The following is a 14,076-nucleotide window of genomic DNA, read 5'->3' as shown; positions in this document are numbered from 1 at the left end:
GGCCCTCGATTTACCCGCCACGGCGATATGTCAGGCAGACGGTAGGGGACTGCTGCGCAGTCCAGCGGGAGCAAGCTCCCTCGCCACAGGAGCCCGCTCGCCACGTTGGATGTAGCTCAACCCGCCCGGCGCAACAGCCAGAGCCCGGCCAACGCGCAGACACCGGCCGGCACCAGCACCGCGAACAGCGGCGAGAAACCGAACACCAGGCTCGACGGCCCCAGCAGATCCTGGGCGATACGGAAGGTGAAGCCCACCAGCACGCCGGTAAACACCCGTTGACCGAGGGTCACCGAACGCAGCGGGCCGAAAATGAAGGAAATCGCCATCAACACCAGGGCGGCGGTGACCAGCGGTTGCAACACCTTGACCCAAAAAGCCAGCCAGTAGCGGCCATTGTTCAGGCCCTGATCCGCCAGATAGTGGATATAGCCCCACAAACCGGTAATCGACAGCGACTCCGGCGCCATCACCACGGTACTGAGCAACTGCGGGCTGATCGACACGTCCCAACGCTCTTGCGGGGCGGCGACCACTTCGGTGCGCTTGTCATGGAACAGGGTGGTGGTGACATCACTCAATTGCCAGTGGTCCTCGGCGAAATTCGCGCGCTTGGCGAAGCTCGATGACAGCATGTGCCGCTGGTCGTCGAAACGATAGCGGGTCACGCCATAGAGGATGCCATTGGGCTGGACCGAGTTGATGTGGATGAACTCGTCACCCTGGCGGTGCCACAGGCCGTGCTTGGCGCTTTGCGCATCACCGCCGCCCTGGGCCAGGGAACGGTTGGCCTGAGCGGTGTTTTCAGTGGCCGGGGCGATGTATTCGCCGATCAACACACCCACCAGCATCAGCACCAGCATCGGTTTCATCACCGCCCAGACGATCCGACCAATGGACACGCCTGCGGCGCGCATGATGGTCAGCTCGCTGTTGCTGGCCAGGCTGCCCAGGCCGATCAGGCAGCCGATCAGCGCCGCCATCGGCAGCATGTCGTAAAGGCGCCGAGGCGCGGTCAGCAGCACGTAGCTCGCCACGTCCGTCAGGGTATAGGTGTCGCTGACGTCGCTCATTTCATCGATGAAGGCAAACAGGGTCGCCAGGCCAAGGATGATCCCCAGCACCGCGAGAATCGCCATGAACACACTGCTGCCGATGTAGCGGTCGAGTTTAACCACGGGCCACCTCCAGCGCGCTGCGACGACTGGCCAGTTTCAGGCGCAACGGTTCCCAATAGAGCAGCCCCAGGCCGATGGCCAGGAAGATGCCATGCACCCACCACAAGCCCAGCGCTGGCGGGATCTTGCCCTTCTCCAGGGCGCCGCGGGCGGAAATCAGGATGGTCAGGTAAGCCATATACAGGAGAATCGCCGGCAGCAACTTGAGGAAACGACCCTGGCGCGGGTTGACCCGCGACAGCGGGACCGCCATGAGGGTCACGATGAACACCAGCAGCGGCAACGACAGGCGCCATTGCAGCTCGGTGCGGGCACGAATGTCCTTGTTGCCCAGCAGGCTGGCGGTAGGCATTGCGTCGCGGTCGGTGACTTCGTCGCTGACCTCGGGCTTGGGCAACAGCACGCCATAGGTGTCGTACTTGATGGCCCGGTAGTCGGCCTGCCCCGGCTTGCCATCGTAGCGATAGCCATTGTGCAGGATCAGGTAGCGGTTGCCGTCGGGGTTGATTTCCTGCCGGCCCTTCTCGGCCACCAGCACGGAAATGCCACGGTCCTTCTTGGTGTCCGAAGACAGGTTCTTTTGCGTAATGAAGACGCCGCCCAGGTCGATCCGGTCATCCGAGAGCTGTTCGGTGTAAGTCACCCGCGTGCCATCGCGCAGGGCCTGGAAACGCCCTGGCACCAGGGTGTCGAATTCGGTCATGGCGTCCTGCTGGTTGATCAGCAGTTGGAATTGGTTGGCGCCCTGGGGCGACAGGCTCAGGCTCAGCCAGGCCACCACCAGCGCCACCAATGTGGCCGGGAACAGGGTCATGCGAAACAGCCGTTGCTGGCTCATACCGGTGGCCGACAACACGGTCATTTCGCTGTCCAGGTACAAGCGCCCATAGGCCAGCAAAATGCCGAGGAACAACCCCAGCGGCAGGATCAATTGCAGGAAGCCCGGCAGGCGGAACCCCATGATCAGGAACAGGGAGCCCGGATCCAGGGCGCCGGAGGCCGCCTGGGCAAGGTACTTGATGAAACGTCCGCTCATGATGATGACCAGCAGCACGGCGCTCACGGCGCTCAGGGTCAGCAGGACTTCGCGGGATAGATAACGAAAGACGATCACACCAGACACTCCAGGGTTGTCAGGCTGGGTTTTGTATGAAAAGTGCCTGCGCGACGATCATGCTGCGTTGAAAACAGGCTCGGAATGCTCATTGACAGCCAGTCAACTCCGCTTCCTCGCCTGTCTTCGCCTTGCCTGATCGCCGCTCGGCGACTTTTCATACAAACCCTTAAGGCGGCCAAACAAGCAAACGTATCGAGCCGGTCCGCCAACGCGAACCGCCGAAAAAAGAGCCGCATTATCCTGTGATTGGAGGCGCCTGTCACTTCGCACGCTTTAAACCGCTGCTTAAAGCCAAAAGTTAGCGCCGCCGAGGGTTGTCAGGCTCGGGCGCCGGGGTTCAAACTGCGGCCTTTGTCGCCGGCAAGCACCGGCGCTTCTTTTATATAGAAGAAGCTCGCTCAGCGCGCCATTGTGTCGGCGCCTGGCCTCTTGACCATTCACTCAGGGATCCGGACATGGAACTGGTTGTAAAAAGCGTCAGCCCAGAAACGTTGAAAACCGCCACGCTGGTGGTTGCCGTCGGTGAAAACCGCAAGCTCGGCGTCGTCGCCACCCAGCTCGACAGCCTGAGCGGCGGTGCCATCAGCGCCGTGCTCAAGCGCGGCGACCTGGCCGGCAAGGTCGGCCAGAGCCTGTTGCTGCACAGCCTGCCCAACCTCAAGGCCGATCGTGTGCTGCTGGTGGGCGTGGGCAAGGACGCCGAACTGGGCGACCGTCCATTCCGTAAAATCATCGCCGGCGTGTTGGGTACCCTCAAGGGCCTGGGCGGCGCTGATGCCGTCCTGGCGTTGGACGAGTTGGTGGTCAAGGGGCGCGACAGCTACGGCAAGAACCGCCTGCTGGCGGAAACCCTGGTGGACGGCGAATACCAGTTCGACCAGTTCAAGAGCCAGAAAGCCGAACCCCGCACCCTGAAGAAAATCACCCTGCTGACCATCAAGGCCGCCCAGGCTGAAGTCCAGCGCGCCGTGACCCACGCCACCGCGATTGCCAACGGCATGGCCTTCACCCGCGACCTGGGCAACCTGCCGCCGAATATCTGCCACCCGACGTTCCTCGGCGAGCAGGCCAAGGCACTGGGCAAAGAGTTCAAGGGCCTGAAGGTCGAAGTCTTCGACGAGAAGAAGATCAAGGACCTGGGCATGGGTTCGTTCTATGCCGTCGGCCAGGGCAGCGCCCAGCCGCCACGCCTGATCGTCATGCAATACAACGGCGGCAAGAAGTCCGAGAAGCCTTACGCACTGGTCGGCAAGGGCATCACCTTCGACACCGGCGGCATCAGCCTCAAGCCAGGCGCCGGCATGGATGAAATGAAGTACGACATGGGCGGCGCCGCGAGCGTGTTCGGCACCCTGCGCGCCGTGCTCGAACTGCAACTGCCGATCAACCTGGTGTGCATCCTGGCCTGCGCCGAGAACATGCCCAGCGGCACGGCCTCGCGTCCGGGCGACATCGTCACCACCATGAGCGGCCAGACCGTGGAAATCCTCAACACCGACGCCGAAGGCCGCCTGGTGCTGTGTGACGCCCTCACCTACTCCGAGCGCTTCAAGCCGCAAGCGGTGATCGACATCGCGACCCTGACCGGTGCCTGCGTCGTCGCCCTCGGTGCCCACACCTCGGGCCTGCTGGGCAACAACGACGAACTGATCGGCCAATTGCTCAGCGCCGGCCAGCAAGCCGACGACCGCGCCTGGCAGTTGCCCTTGTTCGACGAGTACCAGGAACAATTGGACAGCCCGTTCGCCGACATCGCCAACATCGGCGGCCCGAAAGCCGGAACCATCACCGCGGCCTGCTTCCTGTCGCGTTTCACCAAGAACCTGAACTGGGCGCATCTGGACATCGCCGGCACGGCCTGGACCAGCGGCGGCAAGGACAAAGGCGCCACCGGTCGTCCAGTGCCCCTGCTGACCCAGTACCTGCTGGACCGCGCCAAGGCCTGACACCAATGACCGGCGTTGGCGTCGCCCTCGGGTGGTGCCAGCGGCGGCTCAGGAACCGCAATGACCAAAGTCGATTTCTATATCCTGCCCAGCGCCGATCCGTCGGCGCGGCTGGATTTCGCCTGCAAGCTCGTCGAAAAGGCCTGGCGCATGGGGCACCGCATCTACCTGCATTGCAGCGATGCCGCCCAGCGCGATGACCTGGACGCACGCCTATGGGCTTTCAAGGGCGAGAGTTTCGTGCCCCACGGCCCGGCCGAAAGCGAACCCGAGGGGCTGATCGTACTGGGGTTGGGAGATGACTGCGGCCAGCACCAGGACCTGTTGGTCAACCTCGACCTGAAAGTACCGGCCTTTGCCCAACGCTTCGCCCGCGTGGCGGAAGTGGTGGTGGAAGACCCGGCCATCCGACAAGCCGCGCGGGAGAGTTTCCGTTTCTACCGCGAACAGGGCTATCCTCTGCAAGACCACCGTTTACAGCGACTCTGAGCCCTACGATGGACACTCCAAAATCGCCACAAAAGCCCGCGCACCTGCTGGATGACCTCGAGTCGATCCGCCAGTTGCTCGGCGACGACAACCTGCAACCGCCACTGCTGACCGACACGGTCGTGCCCGAGCCGGTGCATGACGAGCAGATTCCCCTGCTGTTCGATCCGATCAACGGCCAGCCCGAACCCGAGCCGGCCGCCAAGGCCGAAGCGAAGGGCCCCGACGCCCTGCTGCACCTGGACCGCGAATTGCGCGCTGCGGCGCAGTTGATCATGCAAGACGTCATCGACGACTTCGCCCCGCACATCGAAACCGAGATCAAGCGCCGGCTGGATGCGCGGATGGAGCGGTTGCTTAGCCACTACGAGTAGTTTTCCTGCCTTACAGTGGACACCTTGTGGGAGCCGAGCTTGCTCGCGATAGCGGCGGGTCAGCCTGCATCATTGTCGGATGTGCCGCCGCTATCGCGAGCAAGCTCGGCTCCCACAGGATTCGGCAATGTTCACACTTTCTGCGCCTGTGGCTTGCACCAGCCCCGCCCGCTATACTTCCCGGCTTTTCCTGAATAAATGCCAATAGGGTCCCGCCGCGCATGGATAAGACCTACCAGCCGCACGCCATTGAAACTTCCTGGTACAACACCTGGGAGTCCGAGAATTATTTCGCTCCGCAAGGCGCGGGCGATTCCTACACCATCATGATCCCGCCGCCGAACGTCACCGGCAGCCTGCACATGGGCCACGGCTTCAACAACGCGATCATGGACGCCCTGATCCGTTTCCGTCGCATGCAAGGTCGCAACACCTTGTGGCAGCCGGGCACCGACCATGCCGGTATCGCCACGCAGATGCTGGTGGAACGTCGCCTCGAAGCCCAAGGCCAGAATCGCCACGACCTGGGTCGCGAGAAATTCCTCGAGAAAGTCTGGGAATGGAAAGACGAGTCCGGTGGCAACATCAGCCGCCAGATCCGTCGCCTCGGCTCTTCCGTGGACTGGAGCCGCGAGCGCTTTACCATGGACGATGGTCTTTCGGAAGCAGTGAAGGAAGCCTTCGTGCGCCTGCATGAAGACGGGCTGATCTATCGCGGCAAGCGCCTGGTCAACTGGGACACCAAGTTGCACACGGCCATTTCCGACCTCGAAGTGGAGAACCACGACGAGAAAGGTTTCCTGTGGAACCTGAAGTACCCCCTGGCCGACGGCGCCAAGACCGCCGAAGGCAAGGATTACCTGATCGTCGCCACCACGCGTCCGGAAACCATGCTGGGTGACTCCGCCGTGGCGGTAAACCCGAACGATGAGCGCTACCAGGCGTTGATCGGCAAGTTCGTCGAACTGCCCCTGGTTGGCCGGCGCATCCCGATCATCGGCGACGATTACTGCGACCCTGAATTCGGCACCGGCTGTGTGAAAATCACCCCGGCCCACGATTTCAACGACTACGAAGTCGGCAAGCGCCACAACCTGCCGCTGTTGAACATTTTCGACAAGAACGCCACTGTCTTGCCGGCGGCCCAAGTGTTCAACCTCGACGGCACGCTGAACGAAAGCGTCGACGGCACGCTGCCGGCCGAATACGCCGGCCTGGACCGCTTCGAGGCGCGCAAGCAGATCGTCGCGGCATTCGAGGCCGCCGGCCTGTTGGTCAGCGTCGACGATCACGCCCTGAAAGTCCCGAAAGGCGACCGCTCCGGCACCATCATCGAGCCGTGGCTGACCGACCAGTGGTACGTGTCCACCAAACCGCTGGCCGAACCGGCGATTGCCGCCGTGGAAGACGGCCGTATCCAGTTCGTGCCCAAGCAATACGAAAACATGTACTTCTCGTGGATGCGCGACATCCAGGATTGGTGCATCAGCCGGCAGCTGTGGTGGGGCCATCGCATCCCGGCCTGGTACGACGAGTCGGGCAAGGTCTATGTCGGCCGCGATGAAGCCGAAGTCCGCGCCAAGCACAACCTCGGTCCGGACGTCGCCCTGACGCAGGACAACGACGTCCTCGACACCTGGTTCAGCTCGGGCCTGTGGACCTTCTCGACCCTGGGCTGGCCGCAGCAGACCGAGTTCCTGAAGAAATTCCACTCCACCGACGTGCTGGTCACCGGTTTCGACATCATTTTCTTCTGGGTCGCCCGGATGATCATGATGACCATGCACCTGATGAAGAACGAAGACGGCACCCCGCAAGTACCGTTCAAGACGGTCTACGTCCATGGCCTGGTGCGCGACGGCCAGGGCCAGAAGATGTCCAAGTCCAAGGGCAACGTCCTGGACCCGCTGGACATCATCGACGGCATCGACCTGGAAACCCTGGTGCAGAAACGCACCTCCGGCCTGATGCAGCCGAAACTGGCGAAGAAGATCGAGAAAGCCACCCGCGAAGAATTCGCCGAGGGCATCGCCAGCTACGGCACCGATGCCCTGCGTTTCACTTTCTGCTCGCTGGCGTCCACCGGTCGCGACATCAAGTTCGACATGGGTCGCGTCGAAGGCTATCGCAACTTCTGCAACAAGATCTGGAACGCCGCGCGCTACGTGCTGGACAAGGGCGAAGACTGCGGCCAGAACGGCGAAGCCTACGAGCTGACCCTGGCCGATCGCTGGATCATTTCCCAGCTGCAACGCACCGAAGCCGAAGTGACCCGCCAACTGGACCAGTTCCGTTTCGACCTGGCCGCACAAGCCTTGTACGAGTTCATCTGGAACCAGTACTGCGACTGGTACCTGGAGCTGTCCAAGCCGGTGCTGTGGGACGAGAACGCACCGCTCGAGCGCCAGCGCGGCACCCGTCGCACCCTGGTTCGCGTGCTGGAAGTGGCCCTGCGCCTGGCGCATCCATTCATGCCGTTCATCACCGAGGAAATCTGGCAGCGCATCGCACCGCTGGCGGGCATCCAGGGCAAGACGATCATGCTGCAACCGTGGCCGGTGGCCAACGAGACCCGCATCGATCCGGCAGCCGAGGACGACATCGAATGGCTCAAGACCTTCATGCTGGGCCTGCGTAACATCCGCGCCGAAATGAACATCGGCCCGGGCAAGCCGCTGACCCTGTTCCTGAAGAATGCCAGCGCCGAAGACCTGCGCCGCCTCAACGAAAACGAAGCGCTGCTCAAGAAGCTGGCGAAGCTCGAGTCGGTGACGGTACTGGCCGCCGGCGAAGAAGCGCCACTGTCCGCCACCGCTCTGGTCGGCGAGATGGAAGTGCTGGTGCCGATGGCTGGCCTGATCGACAAGGCCGCCGAACTGGCGCGCCTGGACAAGGAAATCCTGCGCTTGAAGGGTGAAGTGCAGCGGGTCGGCGGCAAGCTGTCCAACGCTGGTTTCGTCGACAAGGCTCCGGCCGAAGTCATCGAGAAGGAACGGGCCAAACTGGCCGAGGCCGAACAGGCCCTGGGCAAGCTGGCCGAACAGCATGGGCGGATTGCCAGTCTGTAGCATTTGCAGGAAAGCCCATGTCGGAGTGGGCTTGCTCAGGGAAGTGATACAGTTGTAAGTCGAGCCTAATAGACTTACCTAAGTTCAACGCCCGGACGACGCATCTGAGCGGAGATTAAATGCCAGTCAGCAAAACTGACTGGCATTTTTCCACATCAATTCAATTTGAATATATTCGGATCAGGCTCCGTTCCCTCTTCGAACTGATGCCATCTATTATCCGATTTCCACAGATAGACATACCCTTCATATCCGGGAATGCCTAGGTCGACCCTGACTTCTGTTGCGCTAGAACCCCAGGGGCTCGGTTTTTCTGGTGTATTACCGTAAGTTTCGGGCACGTTCGTATATGCCATTTCAGTTACTCCTGTTTCAACAGGTGAGGTTTTAGTATGCCTCTGGCTCAGCAATAGCCAACTGTCAAGGTTGACAGTTGTTAAGCACTTAAAAGCTTAAACTGAGGTCATTTTATTTCATTAAACGATGCACCATCCCCGCCACGTTACGGTGCTTCGTTATTACTGAAATAGCCCCCGTTGCTGGGCGGCTCTGCAATTGATACGACCAGTGTGGGACAATACCCACCACTTTTGAGCCACCCCCGAATCGACCCGCCCATGACCGCCCCCCGCATATCCAAACCTACACGCCAGAAGCCCAAGTCCACCACCGAGGCCAAGGCCGTGGTGCCGCGGGAGAAGGCCAGCCTCCACCCGCGCAACCGCCACCAGGGCCGCTACGACTTCCCGGCGTTGATCAAGTCCACGCCTGAATTGGCCAAGTTCGTGATCATCAACCCCTACGGCAAGGAAAGCATCGACTTCGCCAGCCCCGACGCGGTGCGAGTGTTCAACCGGGCGCTGCTCAAAGCCTTCTATGGCATTGCCCATTGGGACATTCCGGCCGATTACCTGTGCCCACCGGTGCCTGGCCGGGCGGATTATGTGCATTTCCTCGCCGACCTGCTTGCCAGCCACAACGACGGTGAAATCCCCCGCGGGGCGGCCGTCAAAGTGCTGGACATCGGCACTGGCGCCAACTGCGTCTATCCGTTGATCGGCTACAGCGACTACCGCTGGCACTTCCTGGGCTCGGAGATCGACCCGACCGCCATTGCCTCGGCCAAGGCCATCGTCCAATCCAATGGTTTGAACAAGGCCATCCAGTTGCGCCAGCAAGCCAACCGCAAGCAGATCCTCCTGGGTCTGCTGGAGGATGGCGAACGGTTCGACCTGACGATGTGCAACCCACCGTTCCATGCGTCCCTGGAAGAAGCCACCAAGGGTAGCCAGCGCAAGTGGCGTGCGTTGGGCAAGGCCGATCCGAAACGCAAGCTGCCGGTGCTGAATTTTGGCGGTCAGGCTGCGGAGTTGTGGTGCGAGGGTGGGGAAGCCCGGTTCGTCACGCAATTGATCAGCGAAAGCGCACAACTGGCCAGCCAAGTGATGTGGTTCAGCACCCTGGTATCGAAAGCTTCGAACCTGCCGGCGATCCAGGCTGCGTTGAAGAAAGCCGGTGCGCTGCACAGCCAGGTAGTGGAAATGTCCCAGGGCCAGAAGCAGAGCCGCTTCGTGGCCTGGACCTTCCAGACCGAGGCGCAGCAACAGGCCTGGCGCCAGGCGCGCTGGGTTCGCAAAGATTAGAAGGACATTGCGCTAGCGTAGGAGCTGCCGAGCGAAGCGAGGCTGCGATCTTTTGATCTTTCGCTTGAAATTTAACAGCCAGGGGAAAGATCGCAGCCTCGCTCCGCTCGACAGCTCCTACGGGCGGTTTCCCAAGGCAATAAAAAACCGTGCCCGGATCGCTCCGAGGCACGGTTTTTTTACAGCGATCTTACTTGTTGACCGCGTCGGTCAGGCCTTTGGCCACAACCAGCTTGATCACTTTCTTGGCAGCGATTTCGATGGCAGCGCCAGTCGAAGGGTTACGGCCGGTACGGGCAGGACGCTCGGTGACTTTCAGCTTGCCGATACCTGGCAGGGTGATTTCGCCGCCGTTTTCCAGCTGATCGGCAACGATTTGGCCCAGTTGGTCCAAAGCGTTACGCGCGGTGGTTTTTGGCGCGTCGATAGCTTCAGCGATGTCAGCGATCAGTTGGTCTTTAGTAAGAGCCATGTAGTGTTCCTTCCCTATCAAATTCATATGGATTGCAGAGTGCAGTGTCAGCCATCGAGCCCGATCTCTCCAGATCAGGCACCCTCGGCAATCACCACGACGGATCGGGGTAATAGATGCCGAAAACCGGGTTTGGTTCGACCTGACAAATGCTGAATGCACGCTTAACGCAGTGACTTCGCGTAAGACCGGGCAAAACTAGCACAACGCCTCTGAAATATCCGCCTCTAGCTACCCATTTGGTCAGCTTTCTTGCGCTAAAACGTTAAAAAAATGCATATAGGCAGTCGGACAGGTCTGAAAGGGCCTTTGCCGGGTTCCAAAACCAGTGATTGCGGTACACTGGGCCTTTTTCGGGGAGCACGCCCTCCTCTCTTTCATCAGCCGAGAAATCCATGCCGATCCGTCATTGCATCGTCCACCTGATCGACAAAAAACCCGACGGCACCCCTGCTGTGCTCCATGCCCGCGACTCCGAACTGGCAGAGTCCACGGCCATCGAGAACATGCTCGCCGACCTCAACGAAAGCTATAACGCCAAGCAAGGCAAGGCCTGGGGGTTTTTCCATGCCGAGTCCGGGGCGCATCCGTTCAGCGGCTGGCTGAAGGAGTACCTGGATGGCGGGAAGGATTTCACCGCGTTCAGTCGAGTGGCGGTGGAACACCTGCAAAAACTGATGGAAGAGTCCAACCTGTCGGTGGGCGGCCACGTGCTGTTCGCGCATTACCAGCAGGGCATGACCGACTACCTGGCCATCGCCCTGCTGCACCACAGCGAAGGCGTGGCGGTGACCGATGAACTGGACGTGACCCCGTCCCGCCACCTGGACCTGGGCCAGCTGCACCTGGCGGCGCGGATCAACGTGTCGGAATGGCAGAACAACAAGCAGTCCAGGCAGTACATCTCGTTTATCAAGGGCAAGAACGGCAAGAAGGTCTCGGAGTACTTCCGCGACTTCATCGGCTGCCAGGAAGGCGTCGACGGCCCCGGTGAGACCCGCACCCTGCTCAAGGCCTTCAGCGACTTCGTCGAAAGCGAAGACTTGCCGGAAGACGATGCCCGGGAAAAAACCAAGACCCTGGTGGACTACGCCAGCAGCCAGGCCAAGCTCGGCGAGCCCATGGGCCTGGAAGAACTGTCCGAGTTGATCGACGAAGATCGCCCGAAAGCCTTCTACGACCACATCCGCAACAAGGACTACGGGTTGTCGCCGGAAATCCCGGCGGATAAACGAACCCTCAACCAGTTCCGCCGCTTCACCGGTCGCGCCGAAGGCTTGTCCATCAGCTTCGAAGCGCACTTGCTGGGCTCCAAGATCGAGTATGACGAGGAAGCCGGTACGTTGATCATCAAGGGGTTGCCGACCTCGCTGACCGACCAGCTCAAGCGGCGTAATTGATGCTCGGTAGGGTGCTGAAGAAGTTTCTGCTGATTCTGCTGGTAGTGGTGGCGTACCAGAACTGGGGCAAGATCGAGCGGGTGTTCAACCCATCGCAGATGGTTTCAGAACAGATTCGCAGCAATGCCCGCGTGGTGCTGTATGCCACCGACTGGTGCGGCTACTGCAAGGCCACCCGACGGTTCCTGGATGAGAAAGGCGTGCCGTTTCGCGAGTTCGATATCGAGAAGGACACCGAGGCGCGCAAGGCCTACGAGGCGTTGGGTGGCCGGGGGATTCCGATCCTCGATGTGAATGGCACGCTGATTCGTGGGTACGAGCCGGAGAATATTCTCAGGGCGTTGTCTGCCATCTAGTCATCGTGGCAAATCCTCTGTGGGAGCGAGCTTGCTCGCGATAGCGATGGGTCAGCTTGCATCAATGTCGGATGTGTCGCCGCCATCGCGAGCAAGCTCGCACCCACAGGTCATTCGTCGCTCAGCGAGCCTCGATCCGAAACCCGAACCGCGGAAAGTGCACATGCACCACCCCGCCACGCTCATCTTCGCGACGCAGAATCAATTCTTCGCTGCCCGCAAACAATAACTCCCCGACCACCGGATCAACGCCATAGTCCGTCGCGGCGATGGTCACCTGCTGCCCTGCCGTGAAGCCGTTCGGCTCTTCGAACGACTCATCCGGCAGCGCTGCCGGTGTCGCGTTTCGGGCAACGTCCAAGGCTTCTTCGGCACTTATCTGGCTCGACGCGCCATGACCGAAACCCAGCACCCGTGCCAACCATGCCGAAACAGCCGGATACGCGTCCACCAGCGGCGAGGTCACCGGGGTGGCCTTGAGGAACCACAGCGGATGGGCCATGGCGAAGTCGGCAATCGACGGATCACCCAACAGGAAATCGCCCTCCTCGCGCTGCAACTGCTGCTCCAGGCGCGCCATGATCGTCGGCCACTGGTGCTTGGCCTGGTCGGCAGGCAAGCGCGTGGTCGTGCCGCCACTGAACAGCCCGGCGCGGTCGCTGATGAACGCCTTGATGGCTTCAGGCGATAGCTTGGCGAAACGCACCGCCACCGACTCAGGCTGGAACACCAGGCTCACCGCGTGCTGAAACACCACCGAATCGGCCCAGGCGGCAAAGGACGCAGCCAGCATTTCCCGGCCTTCGGGGAACAGGGCCGGCGAGGCTTTTTCCTGCTCCAGCCGACGGGCGATCAGGGACGTATCGCAATAGATGTCCGCGCCGATCTGCAATACCGGCGTCTTGCGATAGCCGCCCGTCAGTGCCGTCAGGTCAGGCTTGGGCATCATTGGCGGAATGCTCACCGAACGCCAGGACAGGCCCTTGAAGCCTAGCAACAGCCGGGCCTTTTCCGCGAAAGGAGACGTTGGGTAATGATGAAGAATCAGCTCTGACATGAGACTCGCCGCTGCAGGAATGAAGTCTTGCAGCTTAGCGCGACTGACCGGGCCAGCCTACCGGCCTGATAAAGGCCTATCAGCCAGGCTGATGAAGCGACAGCGCACTGGCCACCAGGCATTCCTTGGCGCTTTTCTTGAGCTTTTTGATCAGTCGCTCCTGGCGCAGGGCCTCGCCCTTGTCACGACAGGCCTCGGTGTACACCAGGGCCACTGCCGGGCTGGACAGGAAAAAGCGCGCGCCCTTGCCGCTTTGATGCTTGGCGAAGCGCCGCACCGGGTCATCACTGATGCCGCAGTACAGCGAGCCATTGGCGGCACGCACCAAATAGACGAACCAGGGTTTGTCCGCTTCGGCGGGGCCTTGCGCAGGCAGATCGGGAGAGAGGTCGGCGGTCGTCACAAGATGTTCAACAGGTGGGCAAAGACAAGCCGCAATCTTATCAGCGACTGCCCTGGAACGCCCGCAACCCCTTCAGCGCCTGGGCCCTGACGGCGTTGCGCACCAACGGCGTCCACCCCAGCAGCAGGCCCTTGGTGCCCAACGCCTGGCGGGACCAGCGCCACAGATCGAAGCTGTCATGGTGCTCGCAGATCTTGCCATCGCGAAACACGAAGCGCGCCTGGATGTCGTTGATCACGATGTTGCCGGTCTGGCTGAACAGGTACGTCGCCACCCAGTGAGCACCGCCGGTACGCTCGTCGCTGCGCACGTTATCGAAGGTCAGGGAAAAGTCCTTGGCCCGGGTCGTCAACATGCGCCACATGTCGCCGGCATCGCGCCCGCGCAGCTCGCCAAACGCCGGATCGCTGAACAGCACGTCGTCGGTGTAGCAAGCGCTCATGGCGTCGGCGTCCAGGCGCTGGAAGGCCTGATAAAAACGGGTGATCAAGGCGTTGTGGGCATCACTCATGGACCGGCTCCGAAAAACGTTTCAGTAGGCCTGCACGATAATCTGCCGCCGCGGGGAAGACT

General features: G+C 61.2%; 13 protein-coding genes. 7 read left to right on the top strand and 6 right to left on the bottom strand.

Annotated elements, in window-relative coordinates; all coding sequences use genetic code 11:
- Positions 1–116 precede the first annotated feature (116 nt).
- Positions 117–1,178, bottom strand: a complete 1,062-nt coding sequence (gene lptG, locus IB266_RS20200; protein ID WP_060740808.1) for an LPS export ABC transporter permease LptG — start codon at positions 1,176–1,178, stop codon at positions 117–119.
- The gene (gene lptF, locus IB266_RS20195; protein ID WP_072345612.1) at positions 1,171–2,292 is read right to left on the bottom strand and encodes an LPS export ABC transporter permease LptF; all 1,122 of its coding nucleotides are present in this window, start codon (positions 2,290–2,292) and stop codon (positions 1,171–1,173) included. The genes lptG and lptF overlap by 8 nt, the downstream gene beginning before the upstream one ends.
- A 458-nt stretch (positions 2,293–2,750) precedes the next feature.
- On the opposite strand from lptF, the gene IB266_RS20190 reads away from it, so the two are divergent.
- The 5 genes from IB266_RS20190 (at position 2,751) to rlmF (ending at position 9,815) form a co-directional block, all read left to right on the top strand.
- Positions 2,751–4,241, top strand: a complete 1,491-nt coding sequence (locus IB266_RS20190) for a leucyl aminopeptidase (protein WP_192262207.1) — start codon at positions 2,751–2,753, stop codon at positions 4,239–4,241.
- Positions 4,242–4,301: 60 nt separating this feature from the next.
- Positions 4,302–4,730, top strand: coding sequence for a DNA polymerase III subunit chi (locus IB266_RS20185; protein ID WP_072408970.1), 429 nt, complete (start codon positions 4,302–4,304; stop codon positions 4,728–4,730).
- Positions 4,731–4,738: 8 nt separating this feature from the next.
- Positions 4,739–5,104: a DNA polymerase III subunit chi gene (locus tag IB266_RS20180; RefSeq protein ID WP_072408968.1), complete on the top strand. Its 366-nt coding sequence runs from the start codon at positions 4,739–4,741 to the stop codon at positions 5,102–5,104.
- Between the two features lie 221 nt (positions 5,105–5,325).
- Positions 5,326–8,172 (top strand): valine--tRNA ligase, encoded by a 2,847-nt coding sequence (locus IB266_RS20175; RefSeq protein ID WP_192262206.1) that lies wholly within the window; start codon positions 5,326–5,328, stop codon positions 8,170–8,172.
- A gap of 617 nt (positions 8,173–8,789) precedes the next feature.
- Complete coding sequence (gene rlmF / locus IB266_RS20170) at positions 8,790–9,815, top strand: 23S rRNA (adenine(1618)-N(6))-methyltransferase RlmF (protein ID WP_192262205.1); 1,026 nt, start codon at positions 8,790–8,792, stop codon at positions 9,813–9,815.
- Between the two features lie 190 nt (positions 9,816–10,005).
- Here the strand turns inward: rlmF and IB266_RS20165 are convergent, their stop codons facing one another.
- Positions 10,006–10,287 (bottom strand): HU family DNA-binding protein, encoded by a 282-nt coding sequence (locus IB266_RS20165; RefSeq protein ID WP_007905514.1) that lies wholly within the window; start codon positions 10,285–10,287, stop codon positions 10,006–10,008.
- 395 nt (positions 10,288–10,682) lie between these two features.
- On the opposite strand from IB266_RS20165, the gene yejK reads away from it, so the two are divergent.
- Both yejK and IB266_RS20155 read left to right on the top strand, forming a co-directional pair.
- Positions 10,683–11,687 (top strand): nucleoid-associated protein YejK, encoded by a 1,005-nt coding sequence (gene yejK / locus IB266_RS20160; protein ID WP_024777637.1) that lies wholly within the window; start codon positions 10,683–10,685, stop codon positions 11,685–11,687.
- A complete protein-coding gene (locus IB266_RS20155) occupies positions 11,687–12,043 on the top strand; it encodes a glutaredoxin family protein (RefSeq protein WP_192262204.1) in 357 nt (118 codons plus the stop codon). The genes yejK and IB266_RS20155 overlap by 1 nt, the downstream gene beginning before the upstream one ends.
- 121 nt (positions 12,044–12,164) lie before the next feature.
- Here the strand turns inward: IB266_RS20155 and IB266_RS20150 are convergent, their stop codons facing one another.
- The 3 genes from IB266_RS20150 to IB266_RS20140 form a co-directional block, all read right to left on the bottom strand.
- Positions 12,165–13,100: a glutathione S-transferase family protein gene (locus IB266_RS20150; protein ID WP_192262203.1), complete on the bottom strand. Its 936-nt coding sequence runs from the start codon at positions 13,098–13,100 to the stop codon at positions 12,165–12,167.
- Between the two features lie 79 nt (positions 13,101–13,179).
- Positions 13,180–13,503: a GIY-YIG nuclease family protein gene (locus IB266_RS20145; RefSeq protein WP_060740799.1), complete on the bottom strand. Its 324-nt coding sequence runs from the start codon at positions 13,501–13,503 to the stop codon at positions 13,180–13,182.
- A 40-nt stretch (positions 13,504–13,543) separates the two neighbouring features.
- On the bottom strand, positions 13,544–14,014 hold the full coding sequence (locus tag IB266_RS20140; RefSeq protein WP_060740798.1) for a nuclear transport factor 2 family protein: 471 nt from the start codon (positions 14,012–14,014) through the stop codon (positions 13,544–13,546).
- Positions 14,015–14,076 lie beyond the last annotated feature (62 nt).

It is taken from the genome of Pseudomonas sp. Pdm06, assembly GCF_014851795.1.
Classification (GTDB): Bacteria; Pseudomonadota; Gammaproteobacteria; order Pseudomonadales; family Pseudomonadaceae; genus Aquipseudomonas; species Aquipseudomonas fluorescens_AA.
The sequence above is the reverse complement of the archived record's forward strand: the minus strand, read 5'-3'. Positions and strand labels throughout refer to the sequence as shown.

Coding starts and splice junctions, on each gene's coding strand:
- IB266_RS20155 (WP_192262204.1), top strand. CDS start 11,687: ATGCTCGGTAGGGTGCTGAAGAAGTTTCTGCTGATTCTGCTGGTAGTG.
- IB266_RS20180 (WP_072408968.1), top strand. CDS start 4,739: ATGGACACTCCAAAATCGCCACAAAAGCCCGCGCACCTGCTGGATGAC.
- IB266_RS20175 (WP_192262206.1), top strand. CDS start 5,326: ATGGATAAGACCTACCAGCCGCACGCCATTGAAACTTCCTGGTACAAC.
- rlmF (WP_192262205.1), top strand. CDS start 8,790: ATGACCGCCCCCCGCATATCCAAACCTACACGCCAGAAGCCCAAGTCC.
- IB266_RS20150 (WP_192262203.1), bottom strand. CDS start 13,100: ATGTCAGAGCTGATTCTTCATCATTACCCAACGTCTCCTTTCGCGGAA.
- IB266_RS20185 (WP_072408970.1), top strand. CDS start 4,302: ATGACCAAAGTCGATTTCTATATCCTGCCCAGCGCCGATCCGTCGGCG.
- IB266_RS20165 (WP_007905514.1), bottom strand. CDS start 10,287: ATGGCTCTTACTAAAGACCAACTGATCGCTGACATCGCTGAAGCTATC.
- IB266_RS20190 (WP_192262207.1), top strand. CDS start 2,751: ATGGAACTGGTTGTAAAAAGCGTCAGCCCAGAAACGTTGAAAACCGCC.
- IB266_RS20140 (WP_060740798.1), bottom strand. CDS start 14,014: ATGAGTGATGCCCACAACGCCTTGATCACCCGTTTTTATCAGGCCTTC.
- yejK (WP_024777637.1), top strand. CDS start 10,683: ATGCCGATCCGTCATTGCATCGTCCACCTGATCGACAAAAAACCCGAC.